General features: G+C 72.1%; 24 protein-coding genes, 1 other RNA gene and 1 pseudogene. 15 read left to right on the top strand and 11 right to left on the bottom strand.

Going from position 1 to position 22,615, the window contains the following annotated elements; genetic code table 11:
- Positions 1-134: 134 nt before the first annotated feature.
- The 4 genes from ACIQ6Y_RS09445 to ACIQ6Y_RS09430 all read left to right on the top strand — a co-directional run bounded on the left by ACIQ6Y_RS09445 (position 135) and on the right by ACIQ6Y_RS09430 (position 3,200).
- The gene (locus ACIQ6Y_RS09445) at positions 135-629 is read left to right on the top strand and encodes a hypothetical protein (protein WP_404034856.1); all 495 of its coding nucleotides are present in this window, start codon (positions 135-137) and stop codon (positions 627-629) included.
- 112 nt (positions 630-741) lie between these two features.
- Positions 742-1,281: a SigE family RNA polymerase sigma factor gene (locus ACIQ6Y_RS09440; RefSeq protein WP_404034854.1), complete on the top strand. Its 540-nt coding sequence runs from the start codon at positions 742-744 to the stop codon at positions 1,279-1,281.
- On the top strand, positions 1,281-2,138 hold the full coding sequence (locus ACIQ6Y_RS09435; protein ID WP_404034852.1) for a hypothetical protein: 858 nt from the start codon (positions 1,281-1,283) through the stop codon (positions 2,136-2,138). Before ACIQ6Y_RS09440 ends, ACIQ6Y_RS09435 begins: the two co-directional genes overlap by 1 nt.
- A 237-nt stretch (positions 2,139-2,375) precedes the next feature.
- The gene (locus ACIQ6Y_RS09430; RefSeq protein ID WP_404034850.1) at positions 2,376-3,200 is read left to right on the top strand and encodes a class I SAM-dependent methyltransferase; all 825 of its coding nucleotides are present in this window, start codon (positions 2,376-2,378) and stop codon (positions 3,198-3,200) included.
- 28 nt (positions 3,201-3,228) lie between these two features.
- On the opposite strand, the gene ACIQ6Y_RS09425 is transcribed toward ACIQ6Y_RS09430, so the two are convergent.
- Positions 3,229-3,861 (bottom strand): response regulator, encoded by a 633-nt coding sequence (locus tag ACIQ6Y_RS09425; RefSeq protein WP_404036377.1) that lies wholly within the window; start codon positions 3,859-3,861, stop codon positions 3,229-3,231.
- 548 nt (positions 3,862-4,409) lie between these two features.
- On the opposite strand from ACIQ6Y_RS09425, the gene ACIQ6Y_RS09420 reads away from it, so the two are divergent.
- The 3 genes from ACIQ6Y_RS09420 to ACIQ6Y_RS09410 are packed head-to-tail and all read left to right on the top strand — an operon-like array spanning position 4,410 to position 7,341.
- Positions 4,410-5,282, top strand: a complete 873-nt coding sequence (locus ACIQ6Y_RS09420) for a MaoC/PaaZ C-terminal domain-containing protein (RefSeq protein ID WP_404034848.1) — start codon at positions 4,410-4,412, stop codon at positions 5,280-5,282.
- Between the two features lie 32 nt (positions 5,283-5,314).
- On the top strand, positions 5,315-6,391 hold the full coding sequence (locus ACIQ6Y_RS09415) for a Zn-dependent alcohol dehydrogenase (RefSeq protein WP_404034846.1): 1,077 nt from the start codon (positions 5,315-5,317) through the stop codon (positions 6,389-6,391).
- A gap of 11 nt (positions 6,392-6,402) precedes the next feature.
- The gene (locus ACIQ6Y_RS09410) at positions 6,403-7,341 is read left to right on the top strand and encodes a 3-oxoacyl-ACP reductase (protein WP_404036374.1); all 939 of its coding nucleotides are present in this window, start codon (positions 6,403-6,405) and stop codon (positions 7,339-7,341) included.
- 78 nt (positions 7,342-7,419) lie between these two features.
- Here the strand turns inward: ACIQ6Y_RS09410 and ACIQ6Y_RS09405 are convergent, their stop codons facing one another.
- Both ACIQ6Y_RS09405 and ACIQ6Y_RS09400 read right to left on the bottom strand, forming a co-directional pair.
- Complete coding sequence (locus ACIQ6Y_RS09405) at positions 7,420-7,578, bottom strand: hypothetical protein (protein WP_404034844.1); 159 nt, start codon at positions 7,576-7,578, stop codon at positions 7,420-7,422.
- A 104-nt stretch (positions 7,579-7,682) separates the two neighbouring features.
- On the bottom strand, positions 7,683-8,933 hold the full coding sequence (locus tag ACIQ6Y_RS09400; RefSeq protein WP_404034842.1) for a hypothetical protein: 1,251 nt from the start codon (positions 8,931-8,933) through the stop codon (positions 7,683-7,685).
- A 252-nt stretch (positions 8,934-9,185) separates the two neighbouring features.
- Here ACIQ6Y_RS09400 and ACIQ6Y_RS09395 point away from each other — a divergent pair, with 252 nt between their 5' ends.
- From ACIQ6Y_RS09395 to ACIQ6Y_RS09385, 3 genes are read left to right on the top strand one after another with little or no spacing between them, the layout of a single operon-like run.
- Positions 9,186-10,025 (top strand): Nif3-like dinuclear metal center hexameric protein, encoded by an 840-nt coding sequence (locus ACIQ6Y_RS09395; protein ID WP_404034840.1) that lies wholly within the window; start codon positions 9,186-9,188, stop codon positions 10,023-10,025.
- On the top strand, positions 10,022-10,765 hold the full coding sequence (locus ACIQ6Y_RS09390) for a zinc ribbon domain-containing protein (RefSeq protein ID WP_404036372.1): 744 nt from the start codon (positions 10,022-10,024) through the stop codon (positions 10,763-10,765). Before ACIQ6Y_RS09395 ends, ACIQ6Y_RS09390 begins: the two co-directional genes overlap by 4 nt.
- Before the next feature lie 12 nt (positions 10,766-10,777).
- A complete protein-coding gene (locus ACIQ6Y_RS09385; protein ID WP_404034838.1) occupies positions 10,778-12,193 on the top strand; it encodes a bifunctional RNase H/acid phosphatase in 1,416 nt (471 codons plus the stop codon).
- A gap of 123 nt (positions 12,194-12,316) precedes the next feature.
- Here the strand turns inward: ACIQ6Y_RS09385 and eda are convergent, their stop codons facing one another.
- Both eda and yaaA read right to left on the bottom strand, forming a co-directional pair.
- Positions 12,317-12,937, bottom strand: a complete 621-nt coding sequence (gene eda / locus ACIQ6Y_RS09380; protein WP_404034836.1) for a bifunctional 4-hydroxy-2-oxoglutarate aldolase/2-dehydro-3-deoxy-phosphogluconate aldolase — start codon at positions 12,935-12,937, stop codon at positions 12,317-12,319.
- 75 nt (positions 12,938-13,012) lie between these two features.
- Complete coding sequence (yaaA, locus tag ACIQ6Y_RS09375; protein WP_404034834.1) at positions 13,013-13,795, bottom strand: peroxide stress protein YaaA; 783 nt, start codon at positions 13,793-13,795, stop codon at positions 13,013-13,015.
- 86 nt (positions 13,796-13,881) lie between these two features.
- On the opposite strand from yaaA, the gene ACIQ6Y_RS09370 reads away from it, so the two are divergent.
- Positions 13,882-15,315: an RNB domain-containing ribonuclease gene (locus tag ACIQ6Y_RS09370; protein ID WP_404034832.1), complete on the top strand. Its 1,434-nt coding sequence runs from the start codon at positions 13,882-13,884 to the stop codon at positions 15,313-15,315.
- Here ACIQ6Y_RS09370 and ACIQ6Y_RS09365 read toward each other — a convergent pair.
- Positions 15,266-15,865, bottom strand: a complete 600-nt coding sequence (locus tag ACIQ6Y_RS09365; protein ID WP_404034830.1) for a hypothetical protein — start codon at positions 15,863-15,865, stop codon at positions 15,266-15,268. The genes ACIQ6Y_RS09370 and ACIQ6Y_RS09365 overlap by 50 nt on opposite strands.
- A complete protein-coding gene (locus ACIQ6Y_RS09360) occupies positions 15,862-16,611 on the bottom strand; it encodes a MerR family transcriptional regulator (protein ID WP_404034828.1) in 750 nt (249 codons plus the stop codon). The genes ACIQ6Y_RS09365 and ACIQ6Y_RS09360 overlap by 4 nt, the downstream gene beginning before the upstream one ends.
- Positions 16,612-16,748: 137 nt before the next feature.
- On the opposite strand from ACIQ6Y_RS09360, the gene ACIQ6Y_RS09355 reads away from it, so the two are divergent.
- The 4 genes and pseudogenes from ACIQ6Y_RS09355 to rnpB all read left to right on the top strand — a co-directional run bounded on the left by ACIQ6Y_RS09355 (position 16,749) and on the right by rnpB (position 19,199).
- Positions 16,749-17,051 (top strand): hypothetical protein, encoded by a 303-nt coding sequence (locus ACIQ6Y_RS09355; protein WP_404034826.1) that lies wholly within the window; start codon positions 16,749-16,751, stop codon positions 17,049-17,051.
- Between the two features lie 21 nt (positions 17,052-17,072).
- Positions 17,073-17,891 carry a helix-turn-helix domain-containing protein gene (locus ACIQ6Y_RS09350; RefSeq protein ID WP_404034824.1) on the top strand — a complete coding sequence of 273 codons (819 nt, stop codon included), beginning with the start codon at positions 17,073-17,075 and terminating at the stop codon, positions 17,889-17,891.
- A 22-nt stretch (positions 17,892-17,913) separates the two neighbouring features.
- Positions 17,914-18,693 (top strand): annotated as a pseudogene (locus ACIQ6Y_RS09345) (DMT family transporter); the annotation flags it as partial.
- A 103-nt stretch (positions 18,694-18,796) separates the two neighbouring features.
- Positions 18,797-19,199, top strand: an RNA gene (gene rnpB / locus ACIQ6Y_RS09340) — RNase P RNA component class A.
- Positions 19,200-19,389: 190 nt separating this feature from the next.
- On the opposite strand, the gene ACIQ6Y_RS09335 is transcribed toward rnpB, so the two are convergent.
- From ACIQ6Y_RS09335 to tgmB, 4 genes are all read right to left on the bottom strand, one after another.
- Positions 19,390-20,106 (bottom strand): hypothetical protein, encoded by a 717-nt coding sequence (locus ACIQ6Y_RS09335; RefSeq protein WP_404034822.1) that lies wholly within the window; start codon positions 20,104-20,106, stop codon positions 19,390-19,392.
- 73 nt (positions 20,107-20,179) lie between these two features.
- The gene (locus tag ACIQ6Y_RS09330) at positions 20,180-20,476 is read right to left on the bottom strand and encodes a DUF6087 family protein (protein ID WP_404034820.1); all 297 of its coding nucleotides are present in this window, start codon (positions 20,474-20,476) and stop codon (positions 20,180-20,182) included.
- 17 nt (positions 20,477-20,493) lie between these two features.
- Positions 20,494-21,657: an ATP-grasp peptide maturase system methyltransferase gene (gene tgmC, locus ACIQ6Y_RS09325; protein WP_404034818.1), complete on the bottom strand. Its 1,164-nt coding sequence runs from the start codon at positions 21,655-21,657 to the stop codon at positions 20,494-20,496.
- Positions 21,654-22,613 carry an ATP-grasp ribosomal peptide maturase gene (gene tgmB / locus ACIQ6Y_RS09320; RefSeq protein ID WP_404034816.1) on the bottom strand — a complete coding sequence of 320 codons (960 nt, stop codon included), beginning with the start codon at positions 22,611-22,613 and terminating at the stop codon, positions 21,654-21,656. Before tgmB ends, tgmC begins: the two co-directional genes overlap by 4 nt.
- Positions 22,614-22,615 lie beyond the last annotated feature (2 nt).

The following is a 22,615-nucleotide window of genomic DNA, read 5'->3' as shown; positions in this document are numbered from 1 at the left end:
TACACAAACGGGGAGTTGACGTGTACCCAGAGCGGTGGGGCTTGGCTTTGGCGATGGGCTGTGCGCTGATCGGCCTCTCCGCCTGTGGGGGAAGCGACCGTGGTGACTCGGACGTCGGGCTCACACCGGCGCAGATGCGCAGCGCGATGCCCGACCGCGAGCAACTCCCCGTCGGGTGGCGAGGTGAGGCCGCCCCCGAGGTGATCGAGGGCGAGAAAGCCCGCACCCGATGTCTGATGATGGCCGCGACGTGTGCCTCCGCCGGTGTGGTCGCCATCGGATCCGACACGTACGACGAAGGCACGGTCAACCGGCCTGAGGGGGACAGCGAGCACACGGCTCAGGTCGTCGTCCTGTCCTTCGAGTCCGCGAAGGGCGCGAAGACGGTCATGAGGAGCCTGGTGAAAGGGGGGCGAAGCGCAGGGTCACAGCAACTGGTGAAGATCGAAGCGGGCGCCCAGGACACCGAGGCCTGGTCGAAGCGCGAGTCGGGCCTCTACACGACCCAGTTGGTGATGCGCGTCGACAGGGTGGTGATCGCCCTCGCGGGGGAGGACCTCAAGCAGCCCGCTGACCTCGAACCGGTCGCGAAGACGCTGGTCGAACGGGTCAAGGAAGCGGCACAGTGAAGGTGGCGCGGCGGGTACGGCGGGTGTGCGCGGCGCTGAGGTTCGGCGAATCCGGGGAATGAGGCAACGGTCCTGAGGGCCCATGGACTCCTTTGAATATCAGGAGGTGCCCATGGGGGACAGGAAGAAAGCCGGGGACCAGGAGTTCCAGGCGTTTGTCATCGGTCGCTGGCCGCGGCTGATGCGTACGGCATTTCTCCTCGCGGGGGAGCAGCACGCGGCCGAGGACCTCGTCCAGTCGACGCTGGAGCGGGTCTATGTGGCCTGGCGCCGGGTCGGCGCGGCCGACGACCCGGAGGCCTACGTACGCCGTGTGCTGATCAACACACACGCACGCAGACACCGCAGAAAACTACGGGAGTTCCTCGCGGCCAAGGACGACTCGGGGATCGCGCCCGAGGTGCCCGACACCGGCGACCGCATCGCCCAGGCCGAGGACCGGGGCGTGCTGCTCCAGGCCCTCGCCCAACTGCCGCCACGGCAGCGCCAGGCGGTCGTCCTGCGCTACTGGGAGGACCTCACCGAGACGCAGACGGCCGAGGCGATGGGCTGTTCCGTGGGCGCGGTGAAGAGCAACGCCGCCAAGGGGATCGCGAAACTCCGCGGCATACCGGAGCTGACCGACATGGCGACGTACGGAGGGCGGAAGTGATGAGCGCGGAGCGGGAGTTCGAGCACGGAATGACGGACCGGGACATCACCCAGCTGCTGGCCGACGCCGCGAGCGAGGTCGAGATCGGCATAGCCCCCACCCAGGCACTGATCCGCGGCGGCCGCAGACGCCGCGCCCGCCGCTGGGCGATCGCAGCCGTCACGGCCGTGGTGGTGGCGGGCTCCACGGGGGCGCTTGCGGTGACGGGGCTGCCGGGTGGGGAGGACCGAGAGGTGACTCCGGCCACCCAGCCGCCGACTCCACGACCCCCGCTGGTCGTCGAGCCGGAGCAGACCACCCTGGCGACCGGGACCGACGGAGGCCGGCCCTGGAAGGTCGTCCTCAATGTCTGGCCGGCACCGAAAGACGAACTGGAGGCCGTGGCCACGCTGGAGGCGATGGCGGAGTTCGGCGACTTCCCGGGGGACATCAGGCGGCCCGAGGACCTGATCGGCAAGAGCGCCTACTTCCTGCACGGCGGCATCGAGAAGACTGACAGGGCGCTGGCGGGCATCACCGCCGGGGGCCTGACCACCGAGGCGGACCGTATGTCCGGCACCGATCTCGAGAGCGTGGCGGCCCCCCTCGACCGGGAAACGGAACACCGTCGGCGCCTGGTCATCGGTCATGTGGCGAAGACAGCACAGGAGGTGACCTGCACATGGAAGGACGGCTCCTCGACGGTACTGCCCAAGGCGGTCGCGCACGTGACCGGGGAGCACGACATCAACGGAACGCGCGGTACGGCGGAGACCGACGTACCGGCGATCCGTACCGCCGACGGTTCCCCCTACTCCTGGTTCGTCTGCCTGGCCCCTCAGGGCACGGCCTACAAGTCGGCGAAGGTGACCAAGTAAGGGCCGTGGGCACACCCTTCGAAAAAGTGGCGGCGACGCGGCGCGGAGGGCCCCCGCCACGGCCCTCCGCGCCCGCAACCCCGCCCCTTCGGGCCCCCGGAGGGTGATCCCTCCCAAGGCGGTCCACCGCCCCGGCACGCCTCCGTCCAGCCACTTCGCCGCCCTGGCCAAGCCCCGCTGCGCCCTGGGGCCCTGGGGCCCGCCGACCTACGATCACGAGAGGCGAAAGGAGGCCGCATGGACCGGCACATCCGCACCGTGGACGACGTACTCCGCCTGCTGGACGGGCTGTTCGCCCCGGAGGCCGACCGCTGGACCGAGCAGGGCGCCGACTGGTGGGACGGCTTCTACGCCGACCGCTCCCGCCCGGTGCCCTTCTTCGTCGACAAGCCCGACGAGAACCTGGCCTCCTACCTCGACCGCGGCCTCCTGCGCCCCGGCCGCGCCCTCGACCTCGGCTGCGGGCCCGGCCGCAACGCCCGCTACCTCGCCGCGCAGGGCTTCCAGGTGGACGCCGTGGACCTGTCCCCGGCCGCCCTGCGATGGGCCCGGGAGGCCGGCGGCGAAGTCCGCTACTTCTGCGGCGACGCCTTCACCCTCACGGTGACGGAGCTGACCGGACCCTACGACCTCGTCTACGACTCCGGCTGCTTCCACCACCTGCCCCCGCACCGTCGCATCAACTACCTCGCCCTGCTGGACCGCGTCCTGGCCCCCGGCGGCTCCTTCGCCCTGACCTGCTTCGCCTCCGGCGGGATGGGCTCCGAGCTGTCCGACGCAGACCTCTACCGCACTGGCGGCCTGCACGGGGGCCTCGCCTACACCGCCGAGTCACTGCGGGCCATCTTCACGGGGCTGACCCAGTCGGCCGGCCCGACCCACCTGACCGGGCCGATCCCCCTGACTGACCCGACCGACCTGACTGACCCGACCGACCCGACCGGTCCTGTCCGTCTCGCTGAGGTCGAGCTTCGCCGGATGCGTGCCCAGTCGGAGGGCTCCGCGTGCTTCGGGGAGGACTTCCTGTGGACGGGGCTGTTCCGGCGGGGGCAAGCCGCGTAGGGCACCGCCCGCCCGGGTGCTCTCGGAGTTACAGCCACCCCTGGCGGCGGGCCTCGCGCAAGGCCTCCATGCGGTTGCGGGTGTGGGTCTTGCCGATGGCGGCGGAGAGGTAGTTGCGGACGGTCGACTCGGAGAGGTGGAGCTGGGCGGCGATGTCGGAGACGGTGGCGCCGTCCGCGGAGGCCTTGAGGACGTCGCACTCGCGGGTGGTGAGCGGGTGGGGGCTCGCGCCCAGGGCGGCGGCGGCCAGGGCCGGGTCGACGACCGTCTCCCCGGTCAGCACCTTGCGGATCGCCGCGGCCAGTTCCTCGACGGGCCCGTCCTTCACCAGGAAGCCGGCTGCTCCTGCCTCCATCGCCCGGCGCAGATAGCCCGGGCGGCCGAACGTGGTGAGGATCAGCACCCGGCAGTCCGGCGCCTCCGTGCGGAGCGCCGCCGCCGCGTCCAGGCCGCTCATGCCCGGCAGTTCGATGTCCAGCAGGGCCACGTCCGGGCGGTGCAGCAGCGCCGCGTCCACGATCTGCTCACCGGCCGCCACCTGGGCGACGACCTCGATGTCCGGCTCCATCCCCAGCAGCAGCGCCAGCGCCCCGCGCAGCATGCCCTGGTCCTCGGCGAGCAGCACCCTGATGGACTTCGCGGGACGGTACGCATGGGGCATTTCGTTCACGGGCCAAGGGTAGGGGCGTTCGCGGCGGAAGGAGCGGTTCGGTGACCGGTAGTTCGGCGGTGACCGGGAAGCCGCCGTCGGGCGCGGGGCCGGAGGTCAGACGCCCACCGGCCGCGGCAAGACGCTCGGCCAGACCGCGGAGGCCGGTCCCGGCGAGCTCGGGCGAGCCGGTGGGCGAGCCGGTGGGCGAGCCGGTGGGCGAGCCGGTGGGCGAGCCGGTGGGCAAGCCGGTGGGCAAGCCGGTGGGTGTGCCGATGGGTGTGCCGTCTGGGCCGTCGCCGACCGGCGTCCATGACGCTACGAGCCCCTCTCCCCACGCGGCAGGGCCGCCCGTACGGCATCCGCCAGGACAAATGTCCTAGCGGCCCAACTCAACGGCTCATCTGACATGCCGTCAGGAGTCTTCCCAACCCAAGCCCCCTCGGCTATACAGAGGTCGCCGGACTGGAACGCGTTCTAGGTTCCCCGTGAACGACCTCGGTGCGGCCGACGGTGCGGACGCCCGCGCCGAGGTCTCGGACCCGTCAGGAGCCCCGCCCATGCCCATCGACGCCGCCAGGGCGCTCGCCGCCGAACCCCGTTCCGGCGAGATCGCCTGGACCCCCAAGGACGTCCTGCTCTACCACCTCGGCATCGGCGCGGGCCTGCCCGCCACCGACCCCGACGAGCTGCGCTACACCCTGGAGAGCCGGCTGCACGTGCTGCCGAGCTTCGCCACCGTCGCCGGCTCCGGCGCACCCGGGGTGATCAGCGGACTGTCCATGCCCGGCATCGAGGTCGACCTCGCCCGTGTCCTGCACGGCGGCCAGAACCTCACCGTCCACCGCCCGATCCCGGCCACCGGGAGAGCGACCGCCACCTCACGTGTCGCGGCCGTGTACGACAAGGGCAAGGCCGCGATCCTCGTGCTGCGCACGGACGTCGCCGACGCGGACGGCCCGCTGTGGACCAACGACGCCCAGATCTACGTACGCGGCGAAGGAGGCTGGGGCGGCGACCGCGGCCCCGACACCCGGCCGGAGCCGCCCGCCGGACAGCCCGACCGGACCCTGGAGCGGACCGTCCGCGAGGACCAGGCCCTGCTCTACCGCCTCTCCGGCGACTGGAACCCGCTGCACGCCGACCCCGACTTCGCCAAGACCGCCGGCTTCGACCGCCCGATCCTGCACGGGCTGTGCACCTACGGCATGACCCTGAAGGCGGTCGTCGACACGCTGCTCGGCGGCGATGTGACCTGCGTGCGGTCGTACGCCACCCGCTTCGCCGGCGTCGTCTTCCCCGGCGAGACCCTGCGCATCCGCCTCTGGCAGCAGGACACCGGGACCGTGCGGGCCGCCGTGAGCGCCGCCGTGAGCGCCGTCGAGAGGGACGACGCCCCCGTCCTCGCCGACACGATCGTGCACCACTCCTGAGCCGTCAGGCACCTTTCGAAGGGAGCCGCATCATGCGCGCAGCCGTACTGCACGAGACAGGCCAGGACAAGCTGGAGGTCTACGACGACGTAGAGGCGGTCGGTTTCGGGCCCGGCAGGGTCAGGGTCCGGGTGCGGGCGACCGGGCTGTGCCACTCGGACCTGTCCGCGATGAGCGGCGTGCTGCCGCAGCCCGCGCCCTTCGTCCCCGGCCACGAGGGCGCGGGTGAGGTCGTCGAGGTGGGGGAGGGCGTCACCCGGGTCAAGGCCGGTGACCGGGTGGTCGTGTGCTGGCTGCCCTCCTGCGGCGAATGCCCCGCGTGCAGGCGCGGTCAGACCGAGCTGTGCCTGGCCGGGTTCATGAACGCCGGCACCCCCAACTTCAAGCGGTCGACCGGCGACATCTTCGGCTTCGCCGGCACCGGCACCTTCGCCGAGGAGGTCGTCGTGGACGCGCGCTGCGCCGTGCCGATCCCCGACGACGTGCCGTACGACATCGCCGCCCTCATCGGCTGCGGCGTGACGACCGGCCTCGGTGCCGCGCTCAACACCGCCGACATCGACGCCGGTTCGTCGGTTGCGGTGATCGGCTGCGGGGGCGTCGGGATCTCGGTGGTCCAGGGAGCCCGGCTCAAGGGGGCCGCCGAGATCGTCGCCGTCGACCCGGTGCTGTCCCGCCGCGAGGCCGCGCTCGGCTTCGGTGCCACCAGGGCGGTTTCGCCCGACGAGCTGCCCGACGCCAAGCAACAGCTGACCGGCGGCGAGGGCTTCGACCACGTCTTCGAGGTCGTCGGCCGTTCCGCCACCACCCGCACCGCGTACGACCACACCCGGCGCGGCGGCACCCTGGTCGTCGTCGGCGCCGGAGCCATGGACGACCAGCTCCAGCTCAACATGTTCGAGCTGTTCTTCGACGAGAAGCGCATCCTGCCGTCCCTGTACGGCGGCGGGGACGTGCTGCGTTCCTACGAGCGGACGATCGCCCTGTGGCGGGCCGGCCGTATCGACCTGGAGGGCCTGATCACCCACCGGGTGCCGCTGACCGGCATCAACGAGGCCCTGGACCAGATGCGGACGGGGACCGCCCTGCGCACGTGCGTGGAGCTGTGATGGCACAGCCGCTGCGCCGGCCGCTGCACGGGCTCTCCGCGATCGTCACCGGCGCGGGGCGCGGGCTCGGCCGGGCCGAGGCGCTGGAACTCGCCCGGCTCGGCGCGGCCGTCGTCGTCAACGACTACGGACAGCCCGGCCGCGACGGCTCCGGCGCGGCCTCCGCAGGACCCGCCGAGGACGTCGCCGCCGAGATCCGCGCCTCCGGCGGCACGGCCGTCGCCCACACCGGGGACGTCTCCGACTTCCAACAGGCCGGGGAACTGGTCCAGTTGGCCACAGCCGAGTTCGGCAGGCTGGACATCCTCGTCAACAACGCCGGCATCCTGCGCGACCGCATGGTCTTCTCCATGGCGGAGGAGGAGTGGGACTCCGTCGTACGAGTCCATCTCAAGGGCCACTTCAACACGACCCGGTTCGCCGCCGCGCACTGGCGGGAGCGGGCCAAGGCGCAGGGCGCGCCGGTCTACGGGCGGATCGTGAACACCTCCTCGGAGGCGTTCCTCGCGGGCTCGGCCGGGCAGCCCAACTACGCCGCCGCGAAGGGCGGGATCGTCGGGCTCACCACCTCCACGGCCCTCGCGCTCGCCAAGTACGGCGTGACCGCCAACACCATCTGCCCGCGCGCCCGCACCCGCATGACCGAGGACGTCTTCGCGGGCCTCGCCGCCCCCGCCGAGGGCCTCGACCCGCTCGCCCCCGAGCATGTCGCCCCCCTCGTCGGCTACCTCGCCTCGCCCGCCGCCGCACGGGTCAACGGCCAGTTGCTCGTCGTGCACGGCGGCATGGTCGCGGTCGTCGAACGGCCCCGGGTGCAGGACCGGTTCGACAGCAAGCAGGACACCTTCAGCTACGACGAACTGGACGCGCTGCTCACGCCGTACTACGCGCAGAGGCCCGCGGGGGAGACCTTTGCGGCCACCGAAGTGCTGGGGCTCAAGCGCGCCTGAGCGCACACACAGGGGAACACGACCGCGGCCCCGCTCGCCGCAAGGGCGAACGGGGCCGTGGGATGTGCCGAGCGGCCGTCAGGCCGCCGTCTCGCGCTGCTGCTCCACCGGCTTGCGGTGGCGCCCGCGCGGGGCCGACTCGGTGTCGTGTGCCGAGACCGGCCCCCGGTGCTTGCCGTGGCCGGTCGCCTCATGGGCGTCGGCGGACAGCGGCTGGGACGTGCTGGCGTCGCTCATCGCTCTCATCGAAGAATTCACCCCGTCAAACATGATCTTCTTACAGCCGGGGGAGTCTAACCGGCACACCTCGGGCCGAATCCAGGCGGCCACGCCGACCGCCACTACTTCGTTACAAGACGCCCCAACGGCGCCTGCTGCAACGGCACCGGGCGCGGTGCGGAGGGAGCCGGGGGGTCCGGTTCCGGCGGCTCGCCCGGTGCGCCGCCCGAGCCCGCGGACGCGTCCGCGGAGGCCGCCCCCGGCGAGCCCGAAGGCGCCCCCGGCGAGGCCGTGCCGTCCCCGACCGGAACCCCCGGCCCCGCTTCCCCGGGGACCCCCGAGGCCCCCGTACTCCCGGTCTCCTCCCACGGCTTCGCCCACTCGGCCACACCACAGGGCGTGTCCTCGGTCGCGTACGGCAGCCGCAGCGCGCCGCCCTCCGTCCACAGCCCGGCCCCCGCCAGCCAGCCCAGCGGCGCCGGAAGATGACGTACGAGCCGGTCGGCGGGCCGCCACACGCCCAGCCACGTGCCCACCGGCCCGTCCACCCGCAGGGCCACCGCGCAGCTCTCCGGCGTCAGCACCTGCCCCGGCTGGATCGCGAACGGCGTCACCGCGCACCCCTCCACGCGCAGGCACTCCGGGAACCGCACCGGCAGCGTGCTGCCCAGCACGCCCCAGCCCAGCCGCGCCCGGCCCGGCGAAGGGGCGTCCGAGCTGATCAGCAGCAGCCCGCTGTCCGGGTCGGCGCACAGCAGCCGGTCGTCGCTGCCGTCGGCGATCTGCAGCAGCGGCGACACCTCACCGCCGCGCGCCAGGTCGACCACGACCGTTTTCGTACGGCCGCCCGTCTCCTGGTCCAGCGCCAGCATCCGCCCCGTACGGTCCAGCCACACCCCGCCCGAGCAGCGCCCCGGCAGCTGCGCGACCCGCTCGGGCCCGAAGGCCGAGCCCGCCACCAGCCACAGCGTGCTGGAGCGGGCGTCCACCGTCAGGGCGTACGCCCGGTCGCCGCCCGGCGCCGGGGGCAGCAGCCGCGGCCGGCCCTCCACCGCGCCCAGCAGCAGCTCGCCCGTGCCCGGTCCGGTCGGGTACAGCAGGGAGAAGACATGCCGTCCGTCGGTGGCCCGGCTGATCAGCACCCGTCCGTCGGTCAGCGGCTGCACCTCGGTGCCGGGTTCCTCCGGCTGGTTGCCGGGCAGCGGCACCGCGTACGGCTCGGGGCCGTCCAGCGTCCACCGCTCCGGGAACCAGGAGTCGCCGCTGCGGGCGAGCCGGGCGGCGTACGCGCCGTCCGCCGTGATCACACACCCCGCCGCCGGGTCGGGGTCGTCCGCGTCCGCCGCAGTGGGTTCGATCGCACAGGCCGTCATCGGTCGGTCACCTCCGGCCACGAAGCTAGTTTTCGTACGCACAGACGTGGGACCGCCGGGCTGCCGCTTCACACATAAGGGTGGCCGCGCGCGGATTCGCCTGAGGAAACGGGGGCATGTGTGCTGTTCGGGGTGAACGGGTGCCACTGTCCGGGATGTACCGATGGCCGGGCTGCCCGCACAGGTCCGGCCGGGTACCCGCACAGGTCCACACGGGTACATTCGCTGGAAACGGCCAGGTAGCCTTGCCCCGTGCCCCGTCTGTCTGAAGTCATCGCCGCGCTGGAGAACCTGTGGCCCGCCGAGCGGGCCGAGTCCTGGGACGCGGTCGGCACGGTCGTGGGCGACCCCGGCCAGGAGGTCACCCGGGTCCTGTTCGCCGTCGACCCCGTCCAGGAGATCGTCGACGAGGCGGTGAAGCTCGGCGCGGACCTGCTGGTCACCCACCACCCGCTCTATCTGCGCGGTACGACGACCGTGGCGGCCTCGCACTTCAAGGGCCGCGTCGTGCACACGCTGATCAAGAACGACATCGCGCTGCACGTCGCCCACACCAACGCCGACACCGCCGACCCGGGCGTCTCCGACGCACTCGCGGGCGCCCTGGACCTGCGTGTCGTACGACCGCTCGTGCCGGACCCGACCGACCCGGAGGGCCGCCGGGGCCTCGGCCGGGTCTGCGAGCTGGACCACCCGCTGCCCCTCAGGGACTTCGCCGCGCGAGCCGCCGAACGCCTGCCCGCCACCGCGCAGGGCATCCGTACGGCCGGCGACCCCGAGGCCCTGATCCGCACGGTCGCCGTCAGCGGCGGCTCCGGCGACAGCCTCTTCGACCAGGTGCGCGCGGCCGGCGTGGACGCCTTCCTCACCGCGGACCTGCGCCACCACCCGGCGTCCGAGGCCGTTTCCCAGAGCCCCCTCGCGCTGCTCGACGCGGCGCACTGGGCCACCGAGTGGCCCTGGTGCGAGCTGGCCGCCGCCCAGCTCGACGAGATTTCCGACCGCCACGGCTGGGACCTGCGCGTCCACGTCTCGAAGACGGTCACCGACCCCTGGACCATCCACTCCCCTTCCCTTGGAGCCCCCAACTGAACGCCGCGCCCGCCGACCAGATCCGCCTCCTCGACGTCCAGGACCTCGACGTACGGCTCCAGCAGCTCGCCCACAAGCGCCGGTCGCTGCCCGAGCACGCCGAGATCGAGTCGCTGACGAAGGACCTCACCCAGCTGCGCGACCTGCTCGTCGCCGCGCAGACCGAGGAGAGCGACACCTCCCGCGAGCAGACCAAGGCCGAGCAGGACGTCGACCAGGTCCGCCAGCGTGCCGCCCGTGACCAGAAGCGCCTGGACTCCGGCGCGGTCGGCTCCCCGAAGGACCTGGAGAACCTCCAGCGCGAGATCGCCTCCCTCGCCAAGCGGCAGGGCGACCTGGAGGACGTCGTCCTGGAGGTCATGGAGCGCCGCGAGTCCGCGCAGGAGCGGGTCGCCGAGCTGACCGAGCGGGTCTCCTCCGTCCAGTCGAAGATCGACGACGCGACCGCCCGCCGGGACGCGGCCTTCGAGTCGCTGGACGGCGAGGCGGCCTCGGTGACGAAGGAGCGCGAGGTCGTCGCGGGCACCATCCCCGCGGACCTGCTCAAGCTGTACGACAAGCTGCGCGAGCAGCAGGGCGGCATCGGCGCGGCCAAGCTGTACGCGCGCACTTGCCAGGGCTGCCGCCAGGAGCTCGCCATCACCGAGCTGAACGAGATCCGCAAGGCCCCGTCCGACACCGTGGTGCGCTGCGAGAACTGCCGCCGCATCCTGGTGCGTACGGCCGAGTCCGGTCTGTAAGAGGTCGTCGCCGTGCGGGAGTTCATCGTCGAGGCCGACGGAGGGTCGCGGGGCAACCCCGGCCCGGCGGGTTACGGCGCGGTCGTCTTCGACGCCGTGACGGGGGAGACGCTGGCGGAGGCGGCCGAGTTCCTCGGGGTCGTCACCAACAACGTCGCCGAGTACCGGGGGCTGCTGGCCGGGCTGCGCGCCGCGCACGCACTCGACCCGGCGGGCCGGGTGCACGTCCGCATGGACTCCAAGCTCGTCGTGGAGCAGATGTCGGGCCGCTGGAAGATCAAGCACCCCGACATGAAGCCGCTCGCCCTGGCGGCGGGCCGGGTGTTCCCGGCCGACCGGGTCTCGTACGAGTGGATCCCGCGCGACCTGAACAAGCACGCGGACCGGCTGGCGAACGAGGCGATGGATGCGGGCACGGTCCCCTCTGCGGCGGGGGAGCCTTCCGTGGCTGGGCCGCTGTCGGCGGCGGGGGTGTCTTCCGCGGCTGCGTCCTCGTCTATGGCGGGGGTGGCCGCCGAGGTTGCGTCGCCACCTGCGGACGTGCCGTCCGCGGCTGCGTCGCCCTCCGTCGCCGCTTCGACGGCTGCGGCAGGGGGTCCGTCCCAGGGGGCCTCGCCGTCCGCGGCCGGGGCGCCCTTTGCCGCCGCGTCGCCGTCCGCCGCCGTATCGTCCTCCGCGGCCGGAGAACCTTCCGCCGCCGCCTCGCCCTCCGGTGCCGCCGGGGGCGGCGGAGCCGTCAAGGCCGAGGGTGATGTGAGGGCCGCCAAGGCCGTGGCATCCCCGGGGTGGGCGCCCGCCGACATGGGCGCGCCCGCGACCTTCGTGCTGCTGCGGCACGGGGAGACGCCGCTCACGCCGCAGAAGCGGTTCTCGGGGAGTGGAGGGACGGACCCCGCCCTTTCCGAGGTCGGGCGGGAGCAGGCCGAGCGGGTCGCGGTGGCACTGGCCCGGCGCGGGACGATCCAGGAGATCGTGGCGTCGCCGCTCGCCCGGACGCGCGAGACCGCGGGGATCGTCGCGGCCCGGCTGGGGCTGGAGGTCACGATCGAGGACGGCCTGCGGGAGACCGACTTCGGCGCGTGGGAGGGGCTGACCTTCGGCGAGGTGCGCGAGCGTCACCCCGAGGACCTGAACGCCTGGCTGGGCGACCCCGAGGCGCACCCCACCGGCGGAGGCGAGAGCTTCGCGGAGACCGCCGAGCGCATCGCGGCCACCCGGGACAAGCTGGTGGCGGCGTACGCGGGCCGAACCGTCCTGCTGGTCACGCACGTCACGCCGATCAAGACGCTCGCCCGGCTCGCCCTGGGCGCCCCGCCGGAGTCGATGTTCCGAATGGAGCTGTCGGCGGCGTCCCTGTCGGTGATCGCCTACTACGCCGACGGCAACGCCAGCCTGCGCCTGCTCAACGACACGTCCCACCTGCGCTGATGCGGCACGTCCCACGCGCGCTGGAGCGACACGTCCGCGCCTCGGCCGCCGCCGCACTCGCGCTGAAACGGCACGTCCCACGCGCGCCGAGACGACACGCCCAACCTGCGCTGACGACCCGCGTCACCTCCGGAGGAGCCCGGCCGCCTCCCGCGCGAGCCGCTCGATCCGGGCCCAGTCGCGGGCCGCGACCGCTTCCGCCGGGAGCATCCAACTGCCGCCCACGCAGCCGACGTTGGGCAGGGCGAGGTACTCGGGTGCGAGGGCGGGCCCGATGCCGCCGGTCGGACAGAACCGGGCCTGGGGGAGCGGCCCGGCGAGCGAGCGCAGATACGCCGTGCCGCCCGCGGCCTGCGCCGGGAAGAACTTCATCTCCTGCACCCCGCGCTCCAGCAGCGCCACGACCTCGGACGTGGTCGACACCCCCGGCAGGAACGGCACCCCGGACGCCCGCATCGCCTCAAGGAGTACGTCCGTCCAGCCCGGGCTGACCAGGAACCGCGCCCCGGCCCCCACGGCCTCCGCCACCTGCGCCGGCGTGATCACCGTCCCGGCGCCGACGACCGCCCCGGGCACCCCGTCCGCGATCGCCCGGATCGCGTCCAGCGCCCCGGCCGTCCGCAGCGTCACCTCGATCGCCGGCAGCCCGCCCGCGACCAGGGCACGCGCCAGCGGTACGGCGTCGGCGGCGTCCTCCACGACGACCACGGGGACGACAGGGGAGAGCTCCAGGACTGAGGTCATGCGCCTCATCCTGCCGTCGGTGTGCAGCATGTGCAAAGAGCGTTGCGCATGCTGCAATGCTTTGATTGAGGGGTGTTAGTGGATCTCCTCCACGAGCACATCCAGCGACCAGGCGCTCCCCGCCTTCGCGGGCGCCTCCGCCTCGACGACGTACCCCAGCTCCCGCAGCGCCTCCACCAGCTCCGCCGGGCTCCCCGGCACGGCACCCGCCTGGAGCAGGCTGCGCACGATCCGTCCCTTGGTGGCCTTGTTGAAGTGGCTGACCACCTTCCGCGTGGGCGCGTGCAGCACCCGCACGGACGCCGTACGCGCCGCGACCTCGCCCTTCGGCTTCCAGGCCGCCGCGTACGCCGCCGACCGCAGGTCCAGCACCAGCCCCGACCCGGCCGCCTCCGGCATCACCTCGGCCATCGGCCCGCGCCAGTGCGCGCCCAGCGCGCCGAGGCCCGGCAGTTTCACGCCCATCGAGCAGCGGTAGGAGGGGATGCGGTCGGTGACCCGTACCGCGCCCCACAGCCCCGAGAACACCAGCAGCGACCGGGCCGCCCGCTGCTTGGCGGCCGTGTCCAGCGTGGCCAGGTCCAGGGCGTCGTACAGCACACCCGTGTAGATCTCCCCGGCCGGGCGCGTACCCGCACTGCGCAGCCCGGCGTTCTTCGCGACCTCGCCCCGCAGCCCCTCGCTCAGCCCCAGCACCTCACGGGCCTTCTCCTCATCCCCCGTGCACAGCTCGACCAGCTCCTCCAGCACGGCCGCCCGCGCCTCCCCCAACCCGGGCAGCGACAGCGACTCCGGCTTGAGCGGCGCACCACGACCGGACGCGGCCTTGCCTTCGGAGGGCGGGAGCAGGACGAGCACGGGTGTTTCTCCTTCGGACCTTCGGGGGGACGGCTCGGGACAGCGTACGGCGTGCCGCCCGCCCACCTCCGGCCTACGCTCGCTGTATGCCTCGCCGTCCCATCCGCGTGACCGGTGCTCCCGAAGCCCCGCTGCGGGCCGCGCTCGCCGCGCTGCGTGCCGAGTTGGGGATTCCCGCCGACTTTCCGACCGAGGTGCTCGCCGAGGCGGAGCGAGCCGCGCGGGAGCCGGTGCTGCCGTCGTACGACGCCACCGACATCCCCTTCCTGACCATCGACCCGCCCGCCTCCACCGACCTCGACCAGGCGCTGCACCTGTCCCGGCAGGGCACCGGCTACCGGGTCCGCTACGCCATCGCGGACGTCGCCGCCTTCGTCGTACCCGGCGGAGCCCTGGACGCGGAGGCGCACCGGCGGGTGATGACCCTGTACTTCCCCGACGGCAAGACCCCGCTGCACCCGGCCCAGCTCAGCGAGGGTGCCGCGAGCCTGCTGCCCGGACAGACCCGGCCTGCGGCCCTGTGGACGTTCGACCTCGACGCGGACGGCAACCCGCTCGCCGTCGACGTACGCCGCGCGCTCGTGCGCAGCCGGGCCAAGCTGGACTACGCGGGCGTACAGCGGCAGATCGACAGCGGCACCGCCGAGGAGCCGCTCGCCCTGCTGCGGACGGTCGGCCTGCTGCGCGAAGGGCTGGAGGTGGACCGCGGGGGCATCTCGCTGGACGTGCCCGAGCAGGAGATCACCGAGCACGACCACACCTACGACCTCGCCTACCGCGCCCCGCTGCCCGCCGAGGGCTGGAACGCCCAGCTCTCCCTGCTCACCGGCATGGCCGCCGCCGATCTGATGCTGTCGTCCGGCACCGGCGTCCTGCGCACCCTCCCCGCCGCCCCCGACGGCGCGGTCGGCCGGCTCCGCCGTACCGCCACCGCCCTGCACATCGACTGGCCGCACCACGTCTCGTACGCCCAGCTGGTCCGCTCCCTCGACCCGCACGAGCCCCGCCACGCGGCCTTCCTCCAGGAGTGCACCACCCTCCTGCGCGGCGTCGGCTACACCGTCTTCCGCGACGGCACGCTCCCCGCGCTCACCACCCACTCCGCCGTCGCCGCCCCCTACACCCACTGCACGGCCCCCCTGCGCCGCCTCACCGACCGCTACGCCACCGAACTCTGCCTCGCCGCCTCCGCCGACCGCCACGCCCCCGACTGGGTCCTCGCCGCCCTCGACACCCTGCCCCAGCAGATGACCGACGGTGGCCGCCGCGCCGCCCAGGTCGAGCGGGAGTGCGTCGACATCGTCGAGGCGGCCCTCCTGAAGGACCGTATCGGCGAGGTCTTCGACGCCTGCGTGATCGACGTGGCCGACGCCAAGCCCACCACCGGCACCGTCCACCTGGAATCCCCCGCAGTCGTCGGCCGCATCGACGGCGACCACCTCCCCCTCGGCGAACGCCTCCGCGTCCGCCTCACCGAGGCCGACCCCGGAACGGCGAAGATCCGTTTCGTGCCCGCGTGAGTTCCGCTACGAGGAGAGCGTCGTCGTCGGCGTGCAGCCGTACGACCGTGACCTCTCGGCGCCGCCCCAGAAGGGTGACATGCGAGACGGGTTCGGCCAGCTCCAGCGTCACGGACGTCCGATGCCCGACGGCGACATCCAGCTCTCCCGCCCGACGGGTCGGCGAGATGCGCAGCTCACGCCGTACGCCGCTGACGGCGGCCAGCGGTATCCGCAGGTCCACATGGGCGGCGTACCGCACGCGCAGCGCGTCCGCCTGAAGCAGGTGCGGCCGTACGACGGACGCGGCGTGCAGCCCGATGACCACGACGACCGTGTACACGTCCAGGAACAGCACCACGGCGTGCAGGGTCGGCCAGCCCCGCAGCAGCACCGACATGGTGAACGTCTCGACCACGCACACGAAGGCGAACCCGAACAGCACCGCCCCCTGCCCCCGCGCGTAGCCGAAGGCCCGCCCGCCGGCGAGGTGCGGCCGCCGGGCGACCCACCGGACCAGGCTGGTCAGCAGCCGTACCTCATGCGCGGCCAGCCGCAGCACGAGCCTCATGCCGGACCCTGCCCGAGCAGGGCGAGCGCCTGACGGATCGCGGCGGCCTGAGCGGGGGCGAAGTCGGCGAAGAACGCGCGCAGAAAGCTGTGGTCCGCCTCGACGGGCGCGTCCTTAGGGAGCATCCCGCGCGGAATGATCCCGGCCAGCGCCCGCGCCGCCTCCGCCACCCGCGGATCGTCCGGCGCGGCGTCGACGAGCGCGTCCAGCAGCGCGTACGCCTCCTGCGCCCGCGCCGCCGCCTCCGGACTGCCGAGCGTGTCGCTCAGCGCCGCCGCCATCCGTTCCCGTACCTCGGGCGGCGCGCCGGTGTCGATGAGCGCGAGGATCTCCCGGTCCTTGGCGGCCATGGGGGAGTCCGGGTCGGCCTGCTGCCGGAACAGCGCGGCCAGCTCCGCAGACACAGGCGCCTGAGCCGGCAGTTCCTCCGCCTCCAGCAGCACCTTCAGCCGCGCCCGCCGCTCCCTGATCGCGGCCTCCTGCCGCGCCAGATCCTCGTCCAGCTCGGCCAGCACCTCCACCAGGTCCTTCCCCGCGTCCTCCGCCAGCACGTCCCGCACCTCGGCCAGCCCCAGCCCCAGCTCCGTCAGCCGCCGGATCCGCGCCAGCACGACCGCATGCCGCAGGGTGTAGTCCCGGTAGCCGTTGCCGAGCCGCTCGGGCTCGGGCAACAGCCCCAGGTGGTGGTAATGCCGCACGGTCCGCGTGGTCACGCCCACGGCGGCGGCGAGTTCTCCGATCCGCATGGGTTCAGTGAAGAGGGTGACGTCGCGGCAAGGTCAAGCCGCCACGATGGAGTGACGGCGGGGGGATTCCCGGCACAGTGATCCGCGACGCGGCAGCGTGGTGAGCCCCCAGGAGAGAGGGCATTACCGCTGTGGCCATGGACCCCATCACGCAGAAGATCCTGCTGGACTGGTTCGTCGACCTCGACACCCCCGAGGGCCTCCGGCTCGAACTCGTGGAGGGGGACGTCGTGGTGACACCGGTGCCGGACGGGCACCACGAGCACTGCGTCAGCCGGGTCGTGCGTCAGCTGCTCCGCCGATCCGGCGTAGGTCTGAGCTTTTCAGGCAACAAGGGGCTACTGCTGTGCTGGAGGTCACGAACTCCAGGCCCGCGGCCGACCGCGAGGTCAAGCGTCGTTGCGCGGACTTTCTCTGACCCGCCCGGCGTTGCACCCTGAGGACCGGAAGGGGTGCGCGGGGTGGCGGAGCAGGCGTTGTGGACGAGGGCGCGGCTGGGCAGGTGCGGCCCGCCGCTCGACCTGCTCACCGCCCGCTTCCAGCGCCACGTCTACGCCCCGCACGCGCATGACGAGTTCACGATCGGCGTGTGCGTCGGCGGGTCCGAGATCATCGACTACCGGGGCGGGCACATACGCACCGGACCGGGCTCGATCGTCGTCCTGGCACCGGGCGAGATGCACACCGGCGGACCGGGTGCCGCGACCGGCGGTTACGCCTACCGCGCCCTGTACGCCGCGCCCTCCCTCCTGACCGAGGGCACCCTCGGCTCCCCGCACTTCCGTGAGCCGCTCCTCGACGACCCCGAGCTGGCGGCCGCCCTGCGGCTGACGCACACCGAGCTGGCCGCGTGCCCGGACCCGCTGGAGGCCGAGTCGCGTCTGCCGTGGCTGCTCACGGCCCTCACTCGCCGCCACTCCACGGCCCGCGCGACGACCGACCTCGTCCCTGGGGCAGACCGGATCGCCGTCGCCGTACGGGACCGTCTCGCGGACGAACTGCTCGCCCCGCCCTCCCTGGCCGACCTCGCAGCGGACCTGGGCCTGTCCCGCTACCAGCTGCTGCGGGCCTTCCGTACGACGATGGGGGTGCCGCCGTACGCCTGGCTCGCCCAGTACCGGGTGACGAGGGCGCGCGGCCTGCTGGACGCCGGGCTGCGGCCGGCCGAGGTGGCGGGTCTCGTCGGCTTCGCCGACCAGGCGCATCTGACGCGCTGGTTCCGCAGGGTGCTGGGCGTGACGCCGGCGGCGTACCGCAACAGCGTTCAAGACAGCTCCTGAGGGTCCGGCCGAAACTCGCCGTATGACTGCACGCGGCTGGTTCCTGTTCTCCCTGATGGGAGTCGTCTGGGGCATCCCCTACCTGATGATCAAGGTGGCGGTGGAGGAGCTGTCCCCGTCCATGGTGGTGTTCACGCGCTGCGCGCTGGGCGCCGCCCTCCTGCTGCCCTTCGCCCTGCGCCAGGGCGGCCTCACGGACACCGTCCGCGCCCACTGGCGCCCCCTGCTGGCCTTCGCGTGCATCGAGATCGTCGGCCCCTGGTGGACCCTCACCGACGCCGAACGCCACCTCTCCTCCTCCACCGCGGGCCTGCTCATCGCGGGCGTCCCGATCGTCGGCGTGGCCCTGGCCCGGTTCTTCGGCGACACAGAGCGGCTCGGGGCGCGCCGCCTGACGGGCCTGACCCTGGGCCTCGGCGGCGTCGCGGTCCTGACGGTCCCGCACCTGACCGGCGGCGACGCCCGCTCTCTGGCCGAGGTGCTGCTGACGGTGGTCGGCTACGCGACAGCGCCCCTGATCGCGGCCCGCTGGCTGAAGGACGTGCCGTCCCTGCACCTGACGACCTCCTGCCTGGCCTTCGCGGCGGTCGTCTACGCCCCCGCCGCGGCGGCCGCCTGGCCTGCGCAGATGCCCTCAGGTCAGGCCCTGGCCGCCCTCGCCGGCCTGGGCGTGATCTGCACGGCGGTGGCCTTCGTCGCCTTCCTGGAGCTGATCAAGGAGGCGGGCCCGACGCGCGCGACGGTCATCACGTACGTCAACCCGGCGGTGGCGGTGGCGGCCGGCGCCCTGTTCTTGAACGAATCCCTGACCGCATCCATAGCCGTGGCCTTCTCCCTGATCCTCGCCGGCTCGGTGCTGGCGACATCCGCCTCCCGCAGGCCGGTAACATGGTCGACACGGCAGACGAGCCGGGCGGGCGGCCGCGTGGAATCCCCTTGAGGGACTCCCCGAGGAACGTCCGGGCTCCACAGGGCAGGGTGGTGGCTAACGGCCACCCGGGGTGACCCGCGGGACAGTGCCACAGAAAGCAGACCGCCCAGCACTTCGGTGGTGGGTAAGGGTGAAACGGTGGTGTAAGAGACCACCAGTGCCCAGGGTGACCTGGGCAGCTAGGTAAACCCCACCTGGAGCAAGGTCAAAAGGAAACACCCCGGTGTTTCTGCGCGGACGTTCGAGGGCTGCCCGCCCGAGTCCGCGGGTAGACCGCACGAGGCCGGTGGCAACACCGGCCCTAGATGGATGGCCGTCGCCCGGGGCTCCGCGAGGAACCCCGGGAACAGAACCCGGCGTACAGCCCGACTCGTCTGCCCCTCAGGTCCTCTGACGAGCGAAATCGCAGTTCAGAGGCTCTTTTTCGTGGGAGATCGGCCGTAGCCACACCCCGGTCCCTACAGGTTCAAACCGGATCTCGCCGCTACGAAGGTAGCCATGAAGGTAGCCACGCTGGGCGGCTTGGTGCGGGTGTTGGCTGGGTCGGGGGCCCTCCGCGTGATGCGTCTACGCCTCGGTGTCCTCTGTTGCGGTCCCGGGGCCGGTGGAATTCTGCTCGTCAAGCCAGGCTTGAATGCCGCCAGGGTTCTGCGCGGGTGCGTCGAACGGGATGATCGGAAACGGGGGCGAGGTGGACAGCAGAGCCGCCATGTCAGCGGGGAGTGCGGCCACCGAGGGCTCAAGCTCCTCGATCTTGGTCAGGAGTCGCAGAAGTTCCTCAGCCATGAAACGCAGATCCAGGTCCGCGCCGGCGACTTGGATCGTTCCCGCCTCTACGGTGATGAGGCGCATGGGGGGAGCTGGGAATGTGGGCTTGGTGCCCGCCTGCCACTCCTCGACGGTGGGGCGAGGCAGGCTGACGATCCACTCGTCAAGGCGCTCGTCGAAGTGCTCGCTTCCGTTACGGACTTCGCGGGCCTTCAGCGGGGACGAGTCCTCCACCTCAAGAATCCTTCGTAGAAACGGACCTCGCTTCGTCCGCCACTCCAGGCCCTCGTCGGTCCCTTTCGGGCTCTTTCCTGTGGCAGGCCACAGAGTCCGGGAGACCTTTCCGAGGAAGGAAAGAAAGTCCTCGAAGCAGACCCAGGCGGCTGGTGGGACCGGAGTGGTCTGCGCATAGCCAATCAGGGCGTTCAGGGCTGCCAGAGCGTAGCGAGTATCGCGGGCCAGCCACGTCAAATACACCCGCTGTGCCCATGGGTCATCGGATATGTCGTTGCTCACGGGCGCCAGTGTGCCGCAGGTGGTCTACCGGCTGGGGGCCGGTTTCAGAGGCATGGCATGGGACGCCAGAGAGTCATGAGGAATTCGGAGGCTTCCGATGTCTGCCGGTCCCGGGGCCGAGCTTCGGTGTTGCCTCACGGGTGGAGGCAGCCTCGGTGTGGGGAAACAGGATGCGCCGTGCTTCTGCGAGGTTCGCCGCGAAGCCGTGCGGTTCCCAAAGATGGCCGTTCCACCGCTGGATTGCACGGGGCGCATCGGGGTTCAGATGCGATGCCCTCGGGCCGTCGCCGGTCACGAGGGGTACGGCGCGGAGCTGCCCGATCCTCGCGTCGCGACGCTCGGCCCACTGGGAGAGCGGTTCGTCGTCCATGTCCGGAGAGTAGTGGGTCAGGTGATCCGGTGCTCCCAGTGCAGGGAGGGCGCCTGGTCAATCCAGTACCGGTGGGACGTGGGCGTCACGTGGAGCCGTACGGAGTCGATCTCCGGCGCCCCGGCGTCCTGCCAGGCGACGAGGGAACGTTCCACGTCATCCCACAGGGCCACCGGACCGCCTTGGCGGACGGTCCAGTTCTCGCCGTCGACGAGGAACTCTGCGAACGACTCCTTCCCCGGATCGAACAGGTATCGCAAGGGCGAGCCGTCACGGCCCGTCGCGCGGACGAACTGAACGCCGGGCGCCGCCAACTGCGCAAGGAAGGCGGGCATCCACTCCTCCAGGACAAGAGGAGACATCTGAGTGCGCCGCTCACTGTCCGCGTAAGCGGTCCGGGCGGAGAGATCGCCGGCCACGGGGGCCACTGCCTGGGCCCGCGCTTGCATGAAGGAGGCGCGCCTGACGATCGAGCCTTCGGCGGTGCCGTCATCACCGACGGTCAGTTTCGCGAGGCCGGTTCCCCAGGGCCACGAGCCGACCGTGCCGAGGACGATGCCTCCAGGTCTCGTCTGCCTGATCCACGCGTACGGGATGCGGCGGACCGCGCAGGTGGCGATGACCCGGTCGTACGGTGCTCGGTACGGGTGGCCGAGGAGCCCGTCGCCCGTCGCCGTCCATGTCGAGAAGCCGGCGGCTTCGAGAGCGGCATCGGCGTGTGCGGCCACCTGTGCGTCGACCTCGACCGTGGCGACGTTGTCCTCGCCGAGGTAGTGGCACATCAGGGCTGTGGAGTAGCCGGTGCCTGTGCCGATCTCCAGGACTCGGTGGCCCGTCGCGAGGTCCAGGGTCTCGATCATGCCGACGACGGTGGCCGGGTCGGTCGAGGAGGACGTGGGCACGCCCACGACGGGTTCGTCGGCCTGGTCGGCGGTGAGGTGGCCGTCGAGCTGGGTGGTGAGGGTGTCGACGCTGTATGCGATCTTCAGCCACTCGTCCGGATTCGTGTCGGTGGCGGTGACGGGCCGCCAGGTCCGCCCCTCGTCCAGGAAGACTCCCGGGCGGAGGAACCGCTCGCGGGGGACGGACTCGACGGCCTCACGCAGCCAGGGGGATTTCAGGACCCCTTCATTCACGAGAACGGTCGCCATGCGGCGTCGCTCGGATGCCGGGTCGGTCATCGGCGATCTCCTTGTGCGAGTAGGTCGGCGAAGGCAGCGGACATCGGGAGGCCAGTCTCGGTCTCCAGCCACCCCCACTGTCCGTTGGGATTCAGTTCCAGCCACCAGTAGGCCCCCGCCCGGTCGACCGCGAGGTCGAAGCTTCCCGACACCAGATCCAGTCGGTCCAGGTAGGCATGCAGTGCCTGGTCTACCCGGTCGGGTAGATGCTCCACGGTGTAGGTCAGGGCGCTGTAGTCCTTGCGCCAGTCCAAGAGGTCGGAGTCGATGCGTACGGCGAACGTATGCCGACCTACGAGCAGTACGCGAACGTCGGCGACCTTGTCCACGCGGGCCTGGAACAGGTGGGGCGCGACCCGAACGCTGTCGTCGATCTCCTCGGGGGCGACGGGGGCAGCCCATCCCGTCACCGGCACGCCATCACGCGTGTAGGGGGTCCATCGCAGCGTCTTGAAGATCGCCTGCCTCTGAGCCTGGACGAACTCGCGGGCCTCCTCCGGGTTGTTGGTGACAATGGTGGGAGGGATGGTGAAGCCGAGTTGCTGGGCGAGAACGAGCTGCGCGGGTTTGTAGTCGGCTGCGGCAACGCGCAGGGGGTGGTTGACCCAGCGCGGGCCGCCCAGGGCGTAGAGGGTGCCACCGAGTCCGTAGCGGACCTGCGCCGCCGCGAACCGGGAGTCATCAGCGGACAGGTGGGGAAACGTGGGCCATTCGGGGCGGCGCCAGTACACCGACCGGACCTGGGTCACATCAGCGGTTCTCGACGGGGTGCGCACCTGCCCGACCACCGGGGCCGGGCAGGTGCCGAACCGAGCCGAGACCGTAAGGTTTTCGCCGATGTCGGCGGGGTTGAACCGGACCACCGGCACATCGCGCCGGTTGAGTTCGGTGATCACCATGTCGGCGGTGATGTCGTCCGCCTCGGTGGCCACCAGAACCGGCCTCTCCTCGGTCATGG

This window comes from Streptomyces sp. NPDC096205 (assembly GCF_044763135.1).
GTDB lineage: Bacteria > Actinomycetota > Actinomycetes > Streptomycetales > Streptomycetaceae > Streptomyces.
This window is presented reverse-complemented; position numbering and strand designations above follow the sequence as displayed.

What these genes read in the sequence shown, in the direction of transcription:
- ACIQ6Y_RS09405 (WP_404034844.1), bottom strand. Translation starts at nt 7,578, where the DNA reads ATGAGCGACGCCAGCACGTCCCAGCCGCTGTCCGCCGACGCCCATGAG.
- ACIQ6Y_RS09330 (WP_404034820.1), bottom strand. Translation starts at nt 20,476, where the DNA reads ATGGACGACGAACCGCTCTCCCAGTGGGCCGAGCGTCGCGACGCGAGG.
- ACIQ6Y_RS09430 (WP_404034850.1), top strand. Translation starts at nt 2,376, where the DNA reads ATGGACCGGCACATCCGCACCGTGGACGACGTACTCCGCCTGCTGGAC.
- eda (WP_404034836.1), bottom strand. Translation starts at nt 12,937, where the DNA reads ATGACCTCAGTCCTGGAGCTCTCCCCTGTCGTCCCCGTGGTCGTCGTG.
- tgmC (WP_404034818.1), bottom strand. Translation starts at nt 21,657, where the DNA reads ATGACCGACCCGGCATCCGAGCGACGCCGCATGGCGACCGTTCTCGTG.
- ACIQ6Y_RS09435 (WP_404034852.1), top strand. Translation starts at nt 1,281, where the DNA reads ATGAGCGCGGAGCGGGAGTTCGAGCACGGAATGACGGACCGGGACATC.
- ACIQ6Y_RS09360 (WP_404034828.1), bottom strand. Translation starts at nt 16,611, where the DNA reads ATGCGGATCGGAGAACTCGCCGCCGCCGTGGGCGTGACCACGCGGACC.
- tgmB (WP_404034816.1), bottom strand. Translation starts at nt 22,613, where the DNA reads ATGACCGAGGAGAGGCCGGTTCTGGTGGCCACCGAGGCGGACGACATC.
- ACIQ6Y_RS09355 (WP_404034826.1), top strand. Translation starts at nt 16,749, where the DNA reads ATGGACCCCATCACGCAGAAGATCCTGCTGGACTGGTTCGTCGACCTC.
- ACIQ6Y_RS09440 (WP_404034854.1), top strand. Translation starts at nt 742, where the DNA reads ATGGGGGACAGGAAGAAAGCCGGGGACCAGGAGTTCCAGGCGTTTGTC.
- ACIQ6Y_RS09370 (WP_404034832.1), top strand. Translation starts at nt 13,882, where the DNA reads ATGCCTCGCCGTCCCATCCGCGTGACCGGTGCTCCCGAAGCCCCGCTG.
- ACIQ6Y_RS09425 (WP_404036377.1), bottom strand. Translation starts at nt 3,861, where the DNA reads ATGCCCCATGCGTACCGTCCCGCGAAGTCCATCAGGGTGCTGCTCGCC.
- ACIQ6Y_RS09400 (WP_404034842.1), bottom strand. Translation starts at nt 8,933, where the DNA reads ATGACGGCCTGTGCGATCGAACCCACTGCGGCGGACGCGGACGACCCC.
- ACIQ6Y_RS09420 (WP_404034848.1), top strand. Translation starts at nt 4,410, where the DNA reads ATGCCCATCGACGCCGCCAGGGCGCTCGCCGCCGAACCCCGTTCCGGC.
- ACIQ6Y_RS09415 (WP_404034846.1), top strand. Translation starts at nt 5,315, where the DNA reads ATGCGCGCAGCCGTACTGCACGAGACAGGCCAGGACAAGCTGGAGGTC.
- ACIQ6Y_RS09445 (WP_404034856.1), top strand. Translation starts at nt 135, where the DNA reads ATGCGCAGCGCGATGCCCGACCGCGAGCAACTCCCCGTCGGGTGGCGA.
- ACIQ6Y_RS09365 (WP_404034830.1), bottom strand. Translation starts at nt 15,865, where the DNA reads ATGAGGCTCGTGCTGCGGCTGGCCGCGCATGAGGTACGGCTGCTGACC.